Here is a 17,993-nt window from a genome sequence, read left to right on the forward strand (position 1 = left end):
AATAGTTCCACCAGATTTTAGGACGAAACAATCTACGATGCAGTCTGGTTTTCCTTATGGCCGTTAAAGTGAAATCAAAAAGAAACAAAAATTACTGATTATCTATTGAAAGAATTATCAGAATTCAATTGTTATAGAAAACATAATAGTGTATGATGCATAGTATATATAGTGTATGTCACATAGTATAGAGGCGGAGGTGTACAAATGGACGATTCCCTGTTCAACAGTCTGTCGACAGAACTTCGCAGAGGAACATTGACTCTCGCTGTGTTGAGCCAGCTTCGAAAGCCTCAGTATGGTTATTCACTGGTTCAAATATTGGAACGCAACGGCATTGCAATGGAACAAAGCACGCTGTATCCGTTATTGCGCCGTTTAGAAAAGCAGGAACTCGTAACAAGTAGCTGGGATACGACAGAAAGCCGGCCGAGGAAGTATTATGTGCTAAGTGAATACGGAGAAAAGGTTTTCGAGCAATTGAAAAATGAGTGGGAGAAAACCTCGCAGGAACTCTACAATTTGTTAAAGGGAGAGGATCAAGATGAACTTGATTGACCTGTATATCGGCGAAGTGACAAGGAGACTGCCTGAAAAGAACCGACAGGACATTGCGCTGGAATTGCGTTCAGCGATAGAAGACATGCTGCCGGAAAATTACTCGGAACAAGATATTAAGATTGTGTTATCTGAAATGGGGAACCCGGCTGTTCTGGCAAGTGCTTATCGGGACCGTCCGATGCATCTGATTGGGCCGCGCTATTTTGACCTGTACGTCAGCCTTCTGAAGCTCGTTCTGCCGATTGCTGTTATGGTGACGCTAATTGTGGTCTTTGTGATTGCCATTTTTTCGAATAGTGTAGAAGCGACAATTGTAGAAGCGGCTATTTCTTTAATTGGCGAGGCGATTGCCGCGAGTATCAACACAGCCATTCAAACTTTCTTCTGGCTGACGTTGATGATTGCATTGATTGAACGTGCCGACCGTTCTTCGTCACAGGCACCTTTGACCATGAACAGTAAAGAATGGACACCGGATGATTTAAAAGAAGTGGTTAATATTCCGAAGGAAAAGGCGATTTCCCAATTTGAGATCGCAGGCAGTTTAATCTGGACCGTTATTTGGACGGCTGGCTATTTCAATGCGAACCGGCTGGTTGGTGTTTATCATAATAGAGGCGAGGGCCTTGAATTTGTGGCACCAACATTCAACCAGGATATTCTGCTGTCTTATTGGCCACTTGTGATTTTAATGATTGTTCTGGAAATCGCCTTAGCGGCTTATAAGTGGCGGGAAGGGCATTGGACCAGACGCCTGGCAATATTCAATGCTAGTGTCCAAGCGATATCTACTGGCATTGTTATTCTTATTCTGACCAATTCGGAACTGATCAATGATGCATTTCTTAATGAAATCGCCGCTGTATTTGGCGGGACTACCGGACTCAACTGGATAGTGGGATCGATTATCTTAATGGTTGCTATTTTTGCAGCCACTGATGTGTACCAGGGCTTTCGGAAAGCCATGATCCATACAGCGAAATAGGATGGACTATTGAAGAAGCGGTTGCGTTCATTGCTCAACCGTTTTTTTATACTTACTTCCCCTCAATGACCGGCATTTGCAGAAAAGCGCCGAAAGCCTTAGCAGCCTGATTCCAAGAAGAAGGCAAATCGCGTTCTGGAGAAAAAAGATCGAACTTCAAGACAATGCCTTTTCTTAAGAGTTCTTTTTTCCAAGTGCCAATCACTTGCCCATCTTCAACAACAATAGGAAAGAAAATGCCGTTTTTGCCCGGAGCTACTTTGCCGGAGTACTCAATCGGCAAAACACTGCTGCGGTCTTTATAGCCTAATAAAAATTCGTCAAAAGCCGGAAGCAAATGGATTGCTGATTTATGGGGAGAGGGAAAACAGGAAGCTTCTTCTGAAAACCAATACTCAGCATCACTTTGCTTTTGTGAAACCAAGAAAGACTTGGCTAATTCCAAGCCGGCACGTGCTTCTTTCATCGTCAACCCTGACCACCAGGCAAAATCGTGCACCGTTGCGGGGCCATGGCTGGTAAAATAGCGCTTGGCCAGTTCCTGTAGGGATTCTTCACGAGATAGTTTCATGGCGTGAGGCGCCCATTCTTCGAGCAAGACAAATGCCTGCTGGGCTCCTTCAATTGGACCAAGGCAGATCAGGCCACATTGAGACCAGTGCCATAAAATATGGTAACCACGCTGGCCATGTGTAGATATTCCTGATTGCTCCAGCAGCTTTAACATGGCAGAACGGGAAAGACGCTTGCCGCCGCTGAGGGAAGCCTGGAAAACTTCCGCCGAACGCTGCAAAATCTCATCATCCAGCTCCAGCTGCTTCAAGCGCCCTTTGCTGGAAGCCAAAATGCGCGGGGCCGTTAAGCCTAGAAGCCAGTTGCTGTCTTCGGAAGCCACAAAATGAAGTGTTCCCCGCATTGGCCAAGTACGAATGATTTTCCCTTCCGATAAAGCCTGTTCAATAGCTGTCAGCGTGCCGGATTCCATCCGTTGCCCTATAGCCCATAACGCTTGCGGATAGTTTTGTGCCTGCATGGCGCCCAGCCACTTCACTGCATCCTCGGGTTCCTTGAATTTCTTTCCTTCGATGTGCTGGGAAGCTAATCGCCGCCAGCCGATTTCCAGATTGCCCATAATTCATTGCCTCCGTCCTGTCTGATTTTATTTCATTCAAATGAGGTTATTCTATTATTGGGTCCTCTATCGCTTTAGCTTTTTCATCCAGTATACCGTTAGAAATTAAAAAGAAAATATTAAACAGATGATTTTAATGGTAGTAAATTGAATTGGATGGTGTTAAAATAAGGAAAAAATATACTAATAAATAGCTTTTTTTACCTTATTTTATGTAAGAATGCTTAGAAAAAATCGGCAAGATTTTTGCAGTTTCAAGTTAAATGCTGGGGGGATGAAGAGTGAAGAAAGTATTAATGGGGGCTGTTTTGCTAATGATGCTGGTATTTTCAAATGGATCGTCCGGTGAAGCCGCTGAAGCGGAAGTCCGGGCAACTTGGCTTTGGAATCCTTGGGAACTTGCCAATGATGAAACTGGAACCTTGGCATTTCTTGAAAGCAAGAACGTGAACAAAGTCTATATTCAAATAGATCGGGATATCCCGGTAACTGTTTACCAAAGCTTTATCGAAAAAGCAGCGGCAAAAGGTATGGGTATCTATGCATTGGATGGAGCTCCAAGTTGGGTGGCGAAAAAAGGGTATACCAGCCAGGATCAGCTAATGGCATGGATCAAAAGTTACCAATCGAATGCAAACACCGTGCAGAAATTTTCAGGCATCCATCTAGACGTTGAGCCTTATTTGCACAGTGGTTGGTCAACAAATCAAAGAGCGACCATTCTGGCTTATCAGGACTTGATGAAAAAAGCGAGAGCCAGTGCCGAAAGCCTCGGTCTTCCTTTAGAAGCAGATCTGCCTTTTTGGTTTGATGAAATTTCCTATAAGAACATCCATGGAAGCGGCATACTGGCTGAATGGATGATTGCGAACACCGATAGTGTGACGCTCATGGCTTATCGCGATGCAGCGCCTTTGATCATCGACTTGGTGAAGAATGAAGTAAACTTCGCCGCTAAATATGGCAAAACAGTAGTAATTGGCGTGGAAACCGATCAAACGGATGAAGGAGACACCATTTCATTTTATGAAGAGGGAGAAGCATACATGGAGGGCCAGCTAGCCGAAGTTCGAACTCATTATGCAAATGTGCCTGGCTATGGAGGCATTGCCATCCATTACGTGGACAGCTGGAAAGCTATGGCCCCTTAAGAAGTTAAAAGCAAAGGAATCCGTAAATTCACGGATTCCTTTTTTAATGTGCTTCAATTTCGCTCATTAACGCATGTGTGTTGCCTTGTGTATCAGTAAAAAACGCCATCCAAGTTTCGGTTTGGCCTATTTTAGCAACCCTATGCGGCTCATCAATAAACGAAACTCCCTTGCGTTTGAATTCCTCAAAAGCTTCATGGATTTGGTTCACCTTAAAATACAAAATTGAACTGGAATGGGCAAACTCCTCTTTTTCAGGAAGGCTCAACAGCAGGCGAATGCCGCTGCAGTCGAAAAAAGCCAGCGAGCCGGTATTGAATAACAAAGGCAGCTCTAAGACATTCTGATAAAATTGCACTGCTTTCTCCAAGTCCTTTACCGGCAATCCAATTTGCCCGATTTGCTGTATAGAATGAATTCCCATCGATTCGCTCTCCTTCGCCGATTAATTTTATTATCTAACAGAATATTTAAACTATACCATAGTTGATTGCCCTCTAAAGCTTTGAATTATAGTTTTGTGTTTCAAATGATATGCAACCGGAAGCTGCATTCACAACTAGAAGATGAAGCCTTTAATGAATAATGCTTGTTTGCTATCAAATGATGAAAGTTAAAGTTTTGTTTATTTTCTTGAATATTTCTGAAAATCGGTTGATTAAAAATTCAATGTAATGCATAATAATGCTATTAAACTTTTTTGAATGGTCTTTGGCGATTAAAAACAGGTGGTGACTGTAAGTGAAGAAGAAAAGGATTGTCGTTAAAATAGGCAGCAGTTCGTTAACCAATCTTAACGGCGGGCTTAGCCTTGAGAAATTGCAGGAGCATGTCGCAGCATTGGCCCGCTTAAAAGAAGCAGGACATGAAGTCATCTTGGTTTCCTCAGGGGCAGTGGCGGCAGGATTCACGGATCTGGGTTATGCTGTCCGCCCAGTCAGCATTGTAGGCAAACAGGCTGCAGCTTCTGTCGGCCAAGGGCAATTACTGCAGGCTTATTCAGAGGAGTTCAAAAAGCACGGTGTGGTGTCGGCTCAAATATTGCTGACGCGGCAAAATCTATTGGCAAAAGATTTGTATCAAAATGCCGAAGCTACTTTAAGTGAACTGTTAAAGCGCAATGTTTTGCCTATTATCAATGAGAATGATTCAGTCTCTGTAGAAGGACTGACATTTGGCGACAACGACATGCTGTCAGCATTGGTAAGCGGACTTGTCCAGGCGCAGCTTCTCATCATTTTAACCGACATCAATGGAATTTACCGTGAAAACCCGCGCAAATACCCCGATGCTGAAAAATACGATTTTCTTACCGAGATTCCAAATGAATTGATTGAGGCGACTTCAAGTGAAGGCTCGAAACTTGGGACTGGCGGAATGAAATCAAAAGTGGAAGCAGCACAGACGGCATTAGCCCTAGGTGCACAAGTATTTATCGGAACGGGTTCCGGCAATGAAAAACTGCTGAATATTCTTGAAGGAAAAGGGGACGGAACTTATATCGGAGACGAGCCTCAAGCGACGGTGAAGAACTCCAAACAATGGCTCGCTTTGCATTCCATCCCGCTTGGGAAAATCAAAGTCGACGATGGCGCAGCACTGGCCATATCCGAGCAAGGGAGAAGTTTGCTTCCGGTCGGGGTCATCGATATCGCCGGAAGTTTTACGGCCAATGATGTAGTGGAAGTTATCGATCCCTCAGGGGAAGTGGTGGGGCGCGGCCAAGTGAATTATTCCTCCGAAGAACTTTTGGAGATTAAAGGTTTATGCAGCAAAGAAGCCAGTGTCATCACCAAAACAGGCAAACGGCAAGTCGTCATTCACCGCAACCAATGGTTCAGCCATTCAGGAAAGGGGCAATAACAAATGAGTGAAATACTTCAAGCTGGCAAGACAAATGACTTGCTGCAAAAAGCACAGCTGGCCAAAACAGCGGCAGCAGTTATGGCTAAAACAACGACAGCCCAAAAAGATGAAGCATTGCGCTTGATATCCAGTCAATTGCTGGAGGAGCAGGCGTTTATTTTAGCTGAGAACGAAAGAGATATAGCTGCAGGAAGAGCAAGCGGGATGAGCGAGTCGCTGATTGACCGCCTGAAGTTAGATGAAGGACGGCTAAGCGATATAGTAGCGGCATTGATTCAGTTGACCGAACTGGATGATCCGGTCGGCGAAGTGCTCGAACAATGGGAACGCCCGAACGGTCTCGCAATGACCAAAATCCGCGTGCCGCTTGGCGTAATTGGCATGATTTACGAAGCGCGCCCCAATGTGACCGTAGATGCTTCAAGTCTGTGCCTGAAAACCGGCAATGCAGTCGTGCTGCGCGGTAGTTCAACCGCCATCCATTCCAATAAAGCCTTGGTGAAAGTGATTCATCATGCTTTGGAGAAAAGCGAATTGCCGGCAGAAGCGGTTCAGCTGATCGAAGACACGAGCAGGGAAACAGCAACGCAAATGTTCAAGCTGAACTCGCATCTGGATGTGCTGATTCCAAGAGGCGGTGCAAAACTGATTCAGACTGTTGTTGAAAATGCCAGCGTGCCGGTCCTTGAGACGGGTGCCGGAAACTGTCACGTTTATATCGATGAAACAGCCGACGCAGAAATGGCCATCTCTATCGCTCTTAATGCGAAAATCCAGCGTCCGTCCGTCTGTAATGCCTGCGAGACCATCCTGGTACATAAAGAATGGGCCAAACATCATCTGGCTGAACTTCTTGAAGCGTTGCAGCAGCAAGCAGTCCAAATCCATGGCGACGAAGCGACTCAGCAATACGGCGAAGTGATTCCTGCCAGTGCAGAAGATTGGGGCACAGAATACCTGGGCCTCGAAGTAGCCGTCAAAGTGGTGGACACGGTCGATGAAGTGATTGAACACATCAATTTATACGGTACGAAACATTCGGAAGCGATTATTTCGGAAACCCTCGAAAACGTGGATAAATTTTTTATGGAAGTGGACGCTGCAGCCGTTTACCATAACGCATCTACGCGCTTTACTGACGGTTTTGAGTTTGGGTTCGGAGCTGAAATCGGCATCAGCACGCAAAAACTTCATGCGCGCGGTCCGATGGGGCTGCCTGCTTTAACTTCCACAAAGTACTTGATCCAGGGCAATGGTCAAGTGAAATAACCAGAGAAAAAGGCCAGAAGCAATCAGCGCGATTGGATTCTGGCCTTTTTCATATGTAAGAGCTTAATTTGCAGCCTTTGCTCTTTTATGTCGCCACATCAGATACTGGTAGCGGATTGTGCAGCCGATGCAATAGCCCATCAACGCAACTCCGGCTGCTGCAACAACCATGATACTGAAAGCATAGCCCGCGAGCGTAAAACCGAATAAGAAAGCTAACAGTGATATACCCAGGCAAATGGTGGCAATCCATTGATTGAAAATCTGCTGGGCGCGGTCTTCCTGAATGTATTGGTTTATCGGTTTTTTCAAAAATCGTCTGGCAAATAAAATCACCGGGTTCTTGCCGGTGATAAGCGTCAAGACGCCTGCGGCAAATGGCAGGAGCAGAATCGCTTTATGGAAAATCAGCGCCAAGATGACGGTAAAGACAATAAACAATTGATTGGACTGAACAAGTGGTTTTGGAATCGTCATGCGGAAGCCTCCTCGGATTGTCCATTAGTATACCAAGCAGTCAGGTAAGAATAAAGAAGGAGGACTTGGGTTTTATAGCCCGTTGGAATAAAGGAGATTCCGTTCTCTGATCAAAATAGAGTCTGCATCACCCTTTTATCTTTGATGAAGCTGCGGCGAAATTTACGGATAACAGTTTCATAAGTTTCAGCCGAAAAACACCGGCATTCCTATGCCGGTGTTCAACTTCAATCAGTTAGTTCTGCACACTTTCTTCTTCCTGATAAACAGGAACCCAGCCTTCAGTCGTAACGAAAATGCGGACAGCGACAACTTTGCGGTCATCGGCCAATGTGAAGTAATGCGTGATATTTTCAGGAACCGAGATCAAGTCTCCCGGAGACAAATGAACTTCAAAAAAGCGCTCGTCTTTTCCTTGGATAATGAAAACACCGTGTCCACTGACAATGTAGCGCACTTCGTCATCTGTATGGATGTGTTTGCGCTGGAAGTTCTTCAGCAGTTCATCCAATTTCGGATTCGAATCGGAAAGCGAGATGATGTCGGCTGCCTGATAACCGCGGCGCCCTGAAATATCGTCGATTTCCGCTTTGAAGGCTGCCAGGATTTCTTCCTTTTCTTCATCGCTAAGATTGAATTTTTCGTGCAGATGCTCCGGCAATTTGTTGATGTCCCAATGCTCGTAAATAACTTCCTGCTGTTCCAGGAATGCTGCCACTTCGTTTTGTGCTTCGATTGTTTCATTTGTTCCTTGAATTTTGATGATTGCCATTATGAATCTTCCTTTCTGGTTTAAGTTTTAATGTGAATGTACTTGATATAAAGCCATTTGGTACTGGAATAGAAATTCACTGGCCTCCAGCAGCTTTTTGGCTTCAAAGCCGTTTTTGCCCCACACGGTAATGCCATGGTTCCGAATCAGCACTGCGCCGCTATCGGAGGTCAAGTTTTTTTGGAACTCTGCCGCTAGGTCAGGGATGTGTGCGTGATTTGGAATGATCGGGATGGTCAATACTGCATCTTCATCCCATAAGCCGAATGCTTTGATAAGTTCAAGGCCTTGGAAATCAATTTTTCCACGGTCCCCGTATATTTCCGAAATGACGTTATTGGCAACGGTATGAACATGGAGGCTGCATCCCGCAGCCGTTTTTGAATAGACTTCACAATGCAGCAAGGTTTCAGCCGATGGCTTCAGATGTGTATCATCGACTGCCTTGCCGGCGGCATCCACCAGCAAAAAATCTTCTGCAGTGCGTTTGCGCTTGTCTTTGCCGCTGGCCGTCACCAGAAATTCAACAGGTGAATCTTGAACTTTGATGGCGAGGTTGCCGCTCGTTCCCATGAACCAGTCGCGGAGCGCCAATTCGTCTTTGATATCTGCGAGTTCCTGCCACCGTTCCTGAAGCGCCGTCATAGTTTCACACCCAGACGCGCATCGATGATGGAAGTGACATCCCGGAAGTTTTCAAACGGTTCATACGGCAAGCCGAGTTCTTCGCATTTTTCGATTAAAAAGTCTCGGGCAATGACGAGGTCAGCCCGTTTCGCTGCTTCGAGATCGGTGATGGAATCTCCGATGACGATGCTTTTCGCGCCGTCTTCGAGCAATTCGCGGATGATGGACGGCTTGCAGCAGCCGCAGCCTTGGCTTGTGCATTCTCCGTCGCAGCCATGCGGAAAAGTGATGTTGATTGTCTCTCCAGAAAAATCCGCTTCGTTGCAATAAACGCCTGCGAAAGGGCCGAACGGTTCAAGGAGTGGATGGACAAAAAAGTCAATGCCGCCGCTGACGATGTATAGCGGAATATCCTGTTCTTTGGCATATGCTATGAATTCGGAAAAGCCGTCACGGATTTGTGCCTGCTCGAGCACATAGCGGATAATGTCCTCTTTTTTCGATGATGGCAGCAGCGAGAACATCTTTGCCACGCCTTCTTTTATAGAAATCCGTTGGGCCAGGATGTCGTCTTTAACCGGTTCCCAGCCGGATGGATTGAATTTTTTCATGATTGCGATGATGTTGTCGTTGTTGGTGACGGTGCCATCAAAATCGCAGAAAATTACTGGTTTACTCAACATGCTTACCCCCATATTGCCAATGCTGTTTTTAATTCTTCATGCTGTTCGGAAGCGTCGGCGAGTGTTGTTTTGCTCAGAATGGCATCAACTGCCTGGCGGAATGCTTTTCCGCCTCCCACTGCACCGTCCGGGTGGCCGTGCACACCGCCTCCGGCATTGATGATGCTGTCGATCCCGAAATCGTTGATCAATAATGGCACCAGCCCAGGATGGATACCTGCAGAAGGCACCGGGAAGCTCCGCTTTAATGGGCCATCCTTTACCAATTCCTCGCCGAGTGCCAGTGCCTGCGCCTTTTCAAGTGCAACACTGCCGTAAGGGGAAGGGAACAAAGAAAAGTCAGCGCCTGCGTAGCGGACCAGTTTTCCAAGTGCTAGAGAGCTAGCCAGCCCGTAAAAGTTCGAAGAAGTGAAAGCACCGCTGAACGCTGGATGGGCCATGAGCGGCAACCGGATATCCGGGTCTTCTGCCAGCTCCTGCAGAACATCAAGTCCGTATGCATGGACATTGAACAGCAGCGCATCCGCACCAAGTTCGCGCGCTTTTTTCGCCTTGTCCCGCAAGTTCGAAGTACGCCCCGATAAATTCACTGCATAAAGCGTCCGGTGCCCGGTTTCTTCAAAGACCTGCTGTAAGACGTTCTTCCCGGTCGTAATCCGCTGTTCAAAAGGCGTCAGCGGATTGTCAAAGAGGATTTCATCATCTTTTACCAAATCCACTCCGCCAAGCGCCTGCTGGCGGAGCTGTGAAGCGAGGAAATTCAAGTCGCGGCCAATGACGCCTTTGAAGATACTCATGACAAGCGGCCGTCCGTCTACTCCGAGTAATCCCCGAATGCCGTCGATGCCGAACCGCGGTCCGGGAAAATGGGCAAGCAATTGCTCATCAAACTCCAAATCGAGCAGCTTAACTTCCCCATCCAGCGATAATTTGCCGAAAACGGTAGTTAAAATCGCCGGCAAATCCGCCGAAAAATTAGCGTTTGGGTATGAAATCTTCACCACCGCTTTGATTTCATCCGGCTTTAGCGGATGCGGGGAATCTTCAAATTCCGTTACCGAAACAACATTTCCTTTATGCTGCTTTAATTGCTGCTGTTCCAATAATGGCAAGTCGGTCCATGATCCGATTGTGAGGCCAAGGGCGATTCCTTCGGCCTTTTTCCCGAATGAACCGGCTTTGCCGTATAACTGGTAAGTCGCTGTCAAATTGCTCACTGCGTTCACGCTCCTGTTAAAAATCAAAATAAAAAACCTCTTCAAACAAGAAGAGGTTAATAGGCTTAACAACTTCTTATTTCTCAGCCGCATCAATCGGCTGCAAGAATTAGCACCGTGTCCGTTATGGACCGGTTGCCGGGTATCATAGGGCTTGTCCCTCCACCTGCTCTGAATAAGAATGTGTATTCAATTGGATTAATAAAGAAATTAATGTTGATTATTTCATGCCTTAAACTTTCTGTCAATAAATATTCGCAAAATTATTTGTAGTGAAAAAAGTTATTGACAGTCAATTCTGAACCGTGATAGGATTCTTTTCAAACAGCATACAGTTACTCAAATAGTACTCTTATCAAGAGCAGGCAGAGGGATATTGGCCCTATGACGCCCAGCAACCGACCGTAATACCTTCGTGAGAAGGGGCGCTTTTGCGCCGGAATGCAGATTCCGCAAGGCACGGTGCTAATTCCATCAGAAATGACCATTTCTGAAAGATAAGAGGCATGGAATCTATCATTCTAGGCCTCTTTCTTGCGGAAAGAGGCTTTTTCTATTGACCCGGAAAGGTAGATGAATGATGACCATAGCATCCAAACAATACGAAGCATTAACATTAGAAAGAGCCATTGCAATGGCTCAGAGCCTATATCCATTCCCTGAAGGGGCCGAACTTGTATGCCGCGAAATCGGCGATGGCAACTTGAATTACGTGTTCCAGATCAAAGATCAGAAAAGCGGAAAGGGCCTGATCATCAAACAAGCCTTGCCGTATGCGAAAGTTGTCGGGGAAAGCTGGCCGCTGACTTTAAAACGCGCAACAATTGAAGCGAACGCTCTTCAAAAACACGGAGAATTTGCACCTGGGCTTGTACCATTCGTTTATGCAACCGATGAAGAACTTGCGATTACCGTGATGGAAGACTTGTCTCACTTGACGATTGCGCGCGATGGACTGATCCAGGGTGCGGCATATTCAAGACTGTCGGAAGACATCGGTGAATATTTGGCGCGTACGCTGTTCCATACTTCCGATTTCGCACTGCACCCGTTCGAGAAAAAGCGCTTAGTGGCCGAGTACTCCAACCCGGAACTGTGCAAAATCACAGAAGACCTTATTTTCACTGACCCGTTTTTCAATAACGACACCAATAATTACGAACCGGAGCTGCAGCCGACTGTCGAAGCTATCTGGAAAAACGGTCCTTTGAAACTTGAAGCGGCAAAGCTGAAGTTCAGCTTTTTGACGGAAGCGGAAGCACTATTGCATGGTGACCTCCATACCGGCAGTATTTTCGCCAGTGAATCGGAAACGAAAGTCATCGACCCGGAGTTTGCTTTTTATGGTCCGATCGGCTTTGACGTCGGCTTGTTTCTCGCAAACTTGATTGTCCAGTCGCTTACACGAAGCGGCGAAGAACGCCAAGTGATCGTGAACCACATCGAACGCACATGGAAAGTTTTCTCAACCCAGTTCTCAGAGCTTTGGGATCAGAAGGGCATTGAAGCATTCAAAGAAACGGCGGGCTATAAAGAGTTTGTACTGGAAAAGATTTTCCGTGACACACTTGGCTTTGCCGGCTGTGAATTGATCCGCCGCACAATCGGCCTGGCACACGTCAAAGACCTGGACGGCATTGAAGATGCGGAACTGCGAATCGGTTTAAAGAAACAAGCTTTACAAACTGGCGAAGCGTTGATTTTAAAACGTTCCGAGTTAGGCTCAATAGATGCAGTAACCGGTCTGCTTGAGGAGTTGGAGCAATGACCATTCCTTTATCAATTGCCTGGACAGACGGGCAGTTGGTCATCTTAGATCAACAGAAACTGCCACATGAAATCGACTATATAACACTTGAGACAATCGAAGATGTCTACGAAGCCATCTTCACGCTGAAAGTGCGCGGCGCACCGGCCATCGGCATTGCCGCCGCATACGGCTTAGCCCTTGCAGCGCAGCGCCATAACGCTGGAACGCTGGAAACATTCCTGCATGATGTCCGTAAAAAGGCAGTTTATCTCGGAGAGTCACGCCCAACAGCGGTCAATTTGATGTGGGCGCTTGATCGGCTGCTTGAAAAGGTTCAGAAAGCTGAAACTGTAGCAGGCGGAAAAGCACTGCTCATCCAAGAAGCGGTACGCATCCATCAGGAAGATGAAGCTTCTTGCCGGCAAATCGGCGAATATGCCTTGTCGCTATTGGAAGGGCATAAACGGGTTATGACCATCTGCAATGCCGGCTCGATCGCCACGGCGAAATACGGAACAGCATTGGCGCCGTTTCATCTTGGAAGCGAGCGCGGCCGTCAATTTGAAGTGTTTGCATGTGAGACCCGACCGGTATTCCAAGGTTCGCGGCTGACCGTCTGGGAGCTCCAGCAGTCAGGAGTGGATGTCACACTCATCACCGATAGTATGGCGGCCCACACCATTGGAGCAAAAGACATCGAAGCCATTATCGTCGGTGCAGACCGCATTGCGGCGAACGGCGATACCGCCAACAAAATTGGAACACTTAATCTGGCAATTCTCGCTGATGCTTACGGGATTCCGTTTTATGTAGCGGCACCCGCATCAACATTTGACCTCACTATTGAAAGCGGGACAGAAATACCGATTGAAGAACGAAAATCGGAAGAAATCACCCATATCGGAAACCGCCCGGTGGCACCTCTGGGCACCAAAGTATTCAATCCGGCTTTTGACGTGACCCCGTCCCGCTTTATCACCGCAATCATTACTGAAAAAGGGATCATCAAACCCGATTACCATCAAAACATTCCTGGAGTTCTCAACTTGTATGCAGGAAAAGGAGAAAAATCATGAAAAATTTCTAACGATAGGACAGAAAGCTATAGCTAGAAATTTCCCAAATAGCCGTTAATTTTTAGAGTAGCAAAATGAACAACGCTGCCAACAGTTTATGACAAGCTAAAAAGAACCGATTCAGTAAATCGGTTCTTTTCTTATATCCAACGGTCTTTCACAAATAACACAAAATGGATTTCTCTATCCAATAGGTAAAGACTGTTTCAGGACTTAGTTTTTCGTACTCCTTCAGCTTCAGGTACATATCCAGTCCGTCCGAAACGTCATGCCATAAATCCATAAAGGCGAAATCAAAATGCCCTTCAGCCATGCGAGTTTGTGCATATTCAAAAGCATCCGCTTTAATGATGTTGATTTTGTGGGCATTTTTGAATTGCGGAAGAATATGCCTTTTAAATAAACGGATAACGTTCTCGTTACTATCGACAATGGTAACGCTGTCCACATTATCTTTTTCTGAAACCATATAGGCATAATAACCAAGCCCCAGACCAAATGTAAGCACCTTGCCAAAAGCCTGCTCAATCGGTTCTTTCATTGTTTCAATTTCATTTGGTGTGATGGTCATCCAAACCCGGCCATTTTCCAGGACAGCCGGAAACGGGAATTCCGTTTCAAAAAAGCCGACTTGCGGAATCTGCCTGCCTTCCTTTGTTCTGATGATATCGTTGCTGACAAACCCTTCAAAAGGCTTATATTTCTCATACGTTAATTCGCTGTTGCCAATTTGTATCCGTGGTATTTTGATGTTTTGGTAATAGGGATTATTGGCGTAGTCAGAGGCTTTAAACATATGGAGCATCTTATTGAAATAGTTGTGGAATAAGGCTTTGTCTTCAGGATTGTCGACAATATCAAGCCCGAAAGCGGCAGCGAGTATCACGGCAAAGGCATATTCAGAAGACACTCCGGCACTGACTATCTCATCCATTTCTTCTTGGCTAATAAAGTCTGGTGCATTGTTCAAATAATTGCTCAGCAAGGCAAATACTTTGTAATTGTCTTGTTTTATTTTCTCATCCATTTGATGATTGCGTTCCATCTTCTCACCTGATTTAAAATTATTTATTGTTTTCTTCAGGCCCACTTATATAAGGCGCTTAGTTATCATTTAACCAGAACAAAAAAATTTTCTCTAATCATTTGCTGAAAGTGCAGATTTCCATGTGTTCTTGCCAATACAAAAAGACTGCTGGTCAACGAAACATCGAGCAGTCCTTTACTATTCTTTTCGAATGCTTCTATTTATCAGGCACGTAGCTCGAGATGACTACTCCGGAATCGGTAGTCCGGCTGTCTGTCAGCATGAATTTCTTCTGATCCATCCCTTCTCTAAACAAGCGCTTGCCTTCGCCCAGCACAAGAGGGAATGTTAGCAGATGCAATTCATCGATCAAGTCATGCTCTATTAGCTTCTCAACCAAAGTTCCACTTCCATAAACCAGCAATTTCTGTTTCGCTTTCTTTAAATTTGCAATCTCTTCTGCAGCATTTTCTTTAATGAACGTTGCATTCCATTCCGCTTCAGTTAAGGTTGTCGTTGCGACATATTTGGCCATTTCGTTTATCCGATGGGCAAATCCTTCTTCATCTTCCCTCTCTGGCCAGCGTGCTGCAAATTCCTCATAGGTGATCCGTCCAAGCAATAAAGAATCGCTCGCAAAAAGCAAATCCAACTCGAACTTGGCAATTTCATCGTTCCAGTAAGGGGCGGTCCAGGAAGGCGATTCCATGACTCCGTCCAGCGTCACATACATCGACACGACAATTTTCCCCATATGAACAGCTCCTTTTTGTCGGCTTTAAAGAAACAGCAGATAATAATGTATAGATTCTCCACTGGCAAAAGAATTCCTTTATTTTGAGAGGTGCAATTGGATAGAAAACAGGCCAATATACTGTTAAAATTAATAGAGGAAAACAATTTTGAATTTTCCGAATTAAATATAGAGAGAACAGGGAAATTTGATTTCCAAAAATAAATATGTGAAGAAATTCAAACTAATCAATATGGCTAAGCCACCTGTAAGAAACCAGCCATTGAAAGGAGGTATGGCTTTCCCTTGCTCGACAAAAAAGTGTGAACCGCGGCGTGACTCCAAGGACAGCGTTGTATTTCGTAGAAGCTATGGTTGATGCGAAAGGAGTCTGGAGTAAGATGGGCACTGCTTTTATTAAAGTAGCCGCTGTTTATCTGTTGATCGGTCTTTCTTTAGGGATTTATATGGGGATAGCCGAAAGATTCGAATTTACCCCTGTACACGCCCATATCAATTTGGTTGGCTGGGCTACTATGGGGATATTCGGGCTAATCTATAGCGCTTTTCCAAGAGCAGGAAACAGTGCGTTAGGCAAAACTCATTTTTGGCTCCACAATATCGGAGCACTGCTTTTATTGGGAGGCATGACTCTGTTTTCCATTGGAGAAGCAGGGACAGCCTTACCAATTGCCATTATTGGAGCACTGACCGTAATAGCTGCCACTTTAGTATTTATCGTGAATCTGTTCCGGAATGTTAAAGCACATGAAGCTTTCAGAAGAAATGAATAAAGAAAACAAGTTAATTGGAGACACTTTATTTCCCAGGAAATAAAGTGTCTTTTTCCTTTTAGAAGGAATTTCCTTTTCTATCTATTGCTAATCGAGTAGACTTTATTTAACAGGAAAAGGGAGGACTACCGAATGCAATGCAAAAATTGCTCCGTAACGGAGTTGAAGTTTGAGATTAAGGTGGAAGGCGAATCCAATCTGTCGGCATTGCCGCAAATATTTGACCATATGGAAAGGCGAGGCATTTCTGTGAAAGCGAAAAAGCAGGGGCTTATCGTTCCTGAATCCGGCGCAAAAGAATTTATGGATTTCTGCCGGCACTTTATGGAACTTGAACAAGTCACGTTCAGAGTTAATACCGAAGTTTGGAAGCCGTTTGCCGAAATTGAAACGGTGATGGATATGCAATGGATCGATGAAGTGATCCAGAAAGAATTGCTCACGTGCCATTACCAGCCGATCATCGATGCCACTGGGAAGATTTTTGCCTATGAAATGCTGGCTCGTTTCCAAAACGAGGATGGTTCGGTCATCTATCCAAGTGAGATCTTTCCCGCTGCCAAAAACCGGGGGCGCCTGTACGCGCTTGACCGGGTTTGCCGAATGACCGCGGTTAAATATGCTGCAGCTTTAATAGATGTAAAAGCATTTATAAATTTTATCCCGACTTCAATTTATTCCCCGGAATTTTGTCTGCGTTCTACTACGGGTTTGGCAAAACAATTGGGTGTGAACCCGGAGCAGCTGGTATTTGAAGTGGTCGAAACTGAAAAGGTGGAAGACTTGGAGCATTTGAAGACCATCCTGGCGTATTATAAAGAAAAAGGATTTGAATATGCACTTGATGATGTTGGGGAAGGCTACAGTACGATAGAAATGCTGGCCGATTTAAAGCCGAATTACATGAAACTGGATATGCAATATGTACAAGGAGTCTCAAGTGACTCCATTAAGCAAAAGGTAGCGCTGCAGTTTCTTAAGAAAGCGCTTGAAGTCGGTTCTGTACCCCTCGCTGAAGGGATTGAAGAACGGGCCGACTTTGACTGGCTGAAACAGCAAGGCTACCAGCTTTTCCAAGGCTATTATTTCGGTAAACCCGCTGCCAGTCCGCTGGAAGTGAATTTTGCCTTCTCGGTTTGATAAAAACATGTTTTAAAGTAAAGTTTCTAGAGTTAATCATTAAAAATACTATAATATTAAGAACAACCATAGAGAAAACAAAAACCAGGAGGAATGGTTATGCTTTCATTCGATCCAAACCAACAAACAGAACGTGAAAATTATAAATTGCTGGTCGGAAGCGTCATTCCTCGGCCGATTGCTTTTGTCACCAGCATGTCAGCAGACGGCACCGTTAACGCAGCCCCATTCAGTTACTTCAATATTGTTTCATCCGACCCGCCGATGCTGTCGGTTTCTGTCCAAAGCAGAGCAGGAACGCCGAAAGACACAGCGCGCAACGCCATGGAAACCAAGGAATTTGTCATCCATGTTGTCGATGAAACGAACGTTGGGGAAGTCAATAAAACAGCAGCATCCCTGCCGCCAGAGCAAAGTGAAATCGATCTGACGGAACTGACGCTTATTGATAGTGAAGTAGTGAAAGTTCCATCGGTCGAGCAGACAAAAGTACGCTTTGAATGCCGGCTGGAGCAGGCAGTGGAACTTGGGGGGACCAGCCTCCTTATTGGCAGAGTCGTCCGGTTCCATATCGACGAGTCCATTTATGATAACGGGCGCATCAACCCGGAAATTCTGAAGCCTGTCAGCCGCTTGGCGGGAACCAATTATGCCAGGCTCGGCGGAATTTTTTCAATGAAAAGACCTGATTAAACCTAAAATACCCTTTGAGAACAGTAAATTTCTCAAAGGG

General features: G+C 45.5%; 19 protein-coding genes and 2 riboswitches. Of the genes, 10 read left to right on the forward strand and 9 right to left on the reverse strand.

The window, feature by feature from the left end; translation table 11 throughout:
- Positions 1-207 precede the first annotated feature (207 nt).
- Positions 208-558 carry a PadR family transcriptional regulator gene (locus AC3AQ9_RS11795; RefSeq protein ID WP_488307685.1) on the forward strand — a complete coding sequence of 117 codons (351 nt, stop codon included), beginning with the start codon at positions 208-210 and terminating at the stop codon, positions 556-558.
- A complete protein-coding gene (locus tag AC3AQ9_RS11800; RefSeq protein ID WP_488307686.1) occupies positions 545-1,546 on the forward strand; it encodes an HAAS signaling domain-containing protein in 1,002 nt (333 codons plus the stop codon). Before AC3AQ9_RS11795 ends, AC3AQ9_RS11800 begins: the two co-directional genes overlap by 14 nt.
- 52 nt (positions 1,547-1,598) lie before the next feature.
- Here the strand turns inward: AC3AQ9_RS11800 and AC3AQ9_RS11805 are convergent, their stop codons facing one another.
- On the reverse strand, positions 1,599-2,678 hold the full coding sequence (locus AC3AQ9_RS11805) for a winged helix DNA-binding domain-containing protein (protein ID WP_488307687.1): 1,080 nt from the start codon (positions 2,676-2,678) through the stop codon (positions 1,599-1,601).
- 281 nt (positions 2,679-2,959) lie between these two features.
- Between AC3AQ9_RS11805 and AC3AQ9_RS11810 the strand changes: the two genes are divergently transcribed.
- Positions 2,960-3,829, forward strand: coding sequence for an amidase (locus tag AC3AQ9_RS11810; protein ID WP_488307688.1), 870 nt, complete (start codon positions 2,960-2,962; stop codon positions 3,827-3,829).
- 43 nt (positions 3,830-3,872) lie between these two features.
- Here the strand turns inward: AC3AQ9_RS11810 and AC3AQ9_RS11815 are convergent, their stop codons facing one another.
- Complete coding sequence (locus tag AC3AQ9_RS11815) at positions 3,873-4,253, reverse strand: VOC family protein (protein WP_488307689.1); 381 nt, start codon at positions 4,251-4,253, stop codon at positions 3,873-3,875.
- Positions 4,254-4,570: 317 nt separating this feature from the next.
- Here AC3AQ9_RS11815 and proB point away from each other — a divergent pair, with 317 nt between their 5' ends.
- Together proB and AC3AQ9_RS11825 are read left to right on the forward strand one after the other, a co-directional pair.
- The gene (gene proB, locus AC3AQ9_RS11820; protein WP_488307690.1) at positions 4,571-5,692 is read left to right on the forward strand and encodes a glutamate 5-kinase; all 1,122 of its coding nucleotides are present in this window, start codon (positions 4,571-4,573) and stop codon (positions 5,690-5,692) included.
- A gap of 3 nt (positions 5,693-5,695) precedes the next feature.
- Positions 5,696-6,964, forward strand: a complete 1,269-nt coding sequence (locus AC3AQ9_RS11825) for a glutamate-5-semialdehyde dehydrogenase (protein WP_488307691.1) — start codon at positions 5,696-5,698, stop codon at positions 6,962-6,964.
- Positions 6,965-7,027: 63 nt separating this feature from the next.
- Here the strand turns inward: AC3AQ9_RS11825 and AC3AQ9_RS11830 are convergent, their stop codons facing one another.
- The 5 genes from AC3AQ9_RS11830 to mtnW all read right to left on the reverse strand — a co-directional run bounded on the left by AC3AQ9_RS11830 (position 7,028) and on the right by mtnW (position 10,740).
- Positions 7,028-7,441 (reverse strand): DUF4395 domain-containing protein, encoded by a 414-nt coding sequence (locus AC3AQ9_RS11830; RefSeq protein WP_488307692.1) that lies wholly within the window; start codon positions 7,439-7,441, stop codon positions 7,028-7,030.
- 235 nt (positions 7,442-7,676) lie between these two features.
- Positions 7,677-8,213: an acireductone dioxygenase gene (locus tag AC3AQ9_RS11835; RefSeq protein WP_488307693.1), complete on the reverse strand. Its 537-nt coding sequence runs from the start codon at positions 8,211-8,213 to the stop codon at positions 7,677-7,679.
- 27 nt (positions 8,214-8,240) lie between these two features.
- Positions 8,241-8,858, reverse strand: coding sequence for a methylthioribulose 1-phosphate dehydratase (locus tag AC3AQ9_RS11840; protein WP_488307694.1), 618 nt, complete (start codon positions 8,856-8,858; stop codon positions 8,241-8,243).
- On the reverse strand, positions 8,855-9,520 hold the full coding sequence (locus AC3AQ9_RS11845; protein WP_488307695.1) for a 2-hydroxy-3-keto-5-methylthiopentenyl-1-phosphate phosphatase: 666 nt from the start codon (positions 9,518-9,520) through the stop codon (positions 8,855-8,857). The genes AC3AQ9_RS11840 and AC3AQ9_RS11845 overlap by 4 nt, the downstream gene beginning before the upstream one ends.
- Before the next feature lie 5 nt (positions 9,521-9,525).
- On the reverse strand, positions 9,526-10,740 hold the full coding sequence (gene mtnW / locus AC3AQ9_RS11850; protein ID WP_488307696.1) for a 2,3-diketo-5-methylthiopentyl-1-phosphate enolase: 1,215 nt from the start codon (positions 10,738-10,740) through the stop codon (positions 9,526-9,528).
- A 73-nt stretch (positions 10,741-10,813) separates the two neighbouring features.
- A riboswitch (SAM riboswitch) is annotated at positions 10,814-10,922 on the reverse strand.
- A gap of 167 nt (positions 10,923-11,089) precedes the next feature.
- A riboswitch (SAM riboswitch) is annotated at positions 11,090-11,244 on the forward strand.
- A 73-nt stretch (positions 11,245-11,317) separates the two neighbouring features.
- On the opposite strand from mtnW, the gene mtnK reads away from it, so the two are divergent.
- Complete coding sequence (gene mtnK / locus AC3AQ9_RS11855; RefSeq protein ID WP_488307697.1) at positions 11,318-12,508, forward strand: S-methyl-5-thioribose kinase; 1,191 nt, start codon at positions 11,318-11,320, stop codon at positions 12,506-12,508.
- Entirely contained in the window at positions 12,505-13,566 is a 1,062-nt protein-coding gene (mtnA, locus tag AC3AQ9_RS11860) for an S-methyl-5-thioribose-1-phosphate isomerase (protein ID WP_488307698.1), read from the forward strand. Before mtnK ends, mtnA begins: the two co-directional genes overlap by 4 nt.
- A gap of 157 nt (positions 13,567-13,723) precedes the next feature.
- Here mtnA and AC3AQ9_RS11865 read toward each other — a convergent pair whose 3' ends face one another.
- Both AC3AQ9_RS11865 and AC3AQ9_RS11870 read right to left on the reverse strand, forming a co-directional pair.
- On the reverse strand, positions 13,724-14,611 hold the full coding sequence (locus AC3AQ9_RS11865) for an O-methyltransferase (protein ID WP_488307699.1): 888 nt from the start codon (positions 14,609-14,611) through the stop codon (positions 13,724-13,726).
- A 199-nt stretch (positions 14,612-14,810) separates the two neighbouring features.
- Positions 14,811-15,347, reverse strand: a complete 537-nt coding sequence (locus tag AC3AQ9_RS11870) for a dihydrofolate reductase family protein (protein ID WP_488307700.1) — start codon at positions 15,345-15,347, stop codon at positions 14,811-14,813.
- Between the two features lie 380 nt (positions 15,348-15,727).
- Between AC3AQ9_RS11870 and AC3AQ9_RS11875 the strand changes: the two genes are divergently transcribed.
- The 3 genes from AC3AQ9_RS11875 to AC3AQ9_RS11885 all read left to right on the forward strand — a co-directional run bounded on the left by AC3AQ9_RS11875 (position 15,728) and on the right by AC3AQ9_RS11885 (position 17,953).
- Positions 15,728-16,120 carry a cbb3-type cytochrome c oxidase subunit I gene (locus tag AC3AQ9_RS11875; RefSeq protein ID WP_488307701.1) on the forward strand — a complete coding sequence of 131 codons (393 nt, stop codon included), beginning with the start codon at positions 15,728-15,730 and terminating at the stop codon, positions 16,118-16,120.
- 132 nt (positions 16,121-16,252) lie between these two features.
- The gene (locus AC3AQ9_RS11880) at positions 16,253-17,260 is read left to right on the forward strand and encodes an EAL domain-containing protein (protein ID WP_488307702.1); all 1,008 of its coding nucleotides are present in this window, start codon (positions 16,253-16,255) and stop codon (positions 17,258-17,260) included.
- Positions 17,261-17,359: 99 nt separating this feature from the next.
- Positions 17,360-17,953 carry a flavin reductase family protein gene (locus AC3AQ9_RS11885; protein WP_488307703.1) on the forward strand — a complete coding sequence of 198 codons (594 nt, stop codon included), beginning with the start codon at positions 17,360-17,362 and terminating at the stop codon, positions 17,951-17,953.
- Positions 17,954-17,993: the final 40 nt, after the last annotated feature.

It is taken from the genome of Planococcus sp. VCh962, assembly GCF_057748275.1.

Bases quoted from the DNA above. Each gene is read 5' to 3' on its own strand.
- AC3AQ9_RS11795 (WP_488307685.1), top strand. From the start codon at position 208: ATGGACGATTCCCTGTTCAACAGTCTGTCGACAGAACTTCGCAGAGGA.
- AC3AQ9_RS11800 (WP_488307686.1), top strand. From the start codon at position 545: ATGAACTTGATTGACCTGTATATCGGCGAAGTGACAAGGAGACTGCCT.
- AC3AQ9_RS11805 (WP_488307687.1), bottom strand. From the start codon at position 2,678: ATGGGCAATCTGGAAATCGGCTGGCGGCGATTAGCTTCCCAGCACATC.
- AC3AQ9_RS11815 (WP_488307689.1), bottom strand. From the start codon at position 4,253: ATGGGAATTCATTCTATACAGCAAATCGGGCAAATTGGATTGCCGGTA.
- AC3AQ9_RS11825 (WP_488307691.1), top strand. From the start codon at position 5,696: ATGAGTGAAATACTTCAAGCTGGCAAGACAAATGACTTGCTGCAAAAA.
- AC3AQ9_RS11830 (WP_488307692.1), bottom strand. From the start codon at position 7,441: ATGACGATTCCAAAACCACTTGTTCAGTCCAATCAATTGTTTATTGTC.
- AC3AQ9_RS11835 (WP_488307693.1), bottom strand. From the start codon at position 8,213: ATGGCAATCATCAAAATTCAAGGAACAAATGAAACAATCGAAGCACAA.
- AC3AQ9_RS11840 (WP_488307694.1), bottom strand. From the start codon at position 8,858: ATGACGGCGCTTCAGGAACGGTGGCAGGAACTCGCAGATATCAAAGAC.
- mtnK (WP_488307697.1), top strand. From the start codon at position 11,318: ATGATGACCATAGCATCCAAACAATACGAAGCATTAACATTAGAAAGA.
- mtnA (WP_488307698.1), top strand. From the start codon at position 12,505: ATGACCATTCCTTTATCAATTGCCTGGACAGACGGGCAGTTGGTCATC.
- AC3AQ9_RS11865 (WP_488307699.1), bottom strand. From the start codon at position 14,611: ATGGAACGCAATCATCAAATGGATGAGAAAATAAAACAAGACAATTAC.
- AC3AQ9_RS11870 (WP_488307700.1), bottom strand. From the start codon at position 15,347: ATGGGGAAAATTGTCGTGTCGATGTATGTGACGCTGGACGGAGTCATG.
- AC3AQ9_RS11875 (WP_488307701.1), top strand. From the start codon at position 15,728: ATGGGCACTGCTTTTATTAAAGTAGCCGCTGTTTATCTGTTGATCGGT.
- AC3AQ9_RS11880 (WP_488307702.1), top strand. From the start codon at position 16,253: ATGCAATGCAAAAATTGCTCCGTAACGGAGTTGAAGTTTGAGATTAAG.
- AC3AQ9_RS11885 (WP_488307703.1), top strand. From the start codon at position 17,360: ATGCTTTCATTCGATCCAAACCAACAAACAGAACGTGAAAATTATAAA.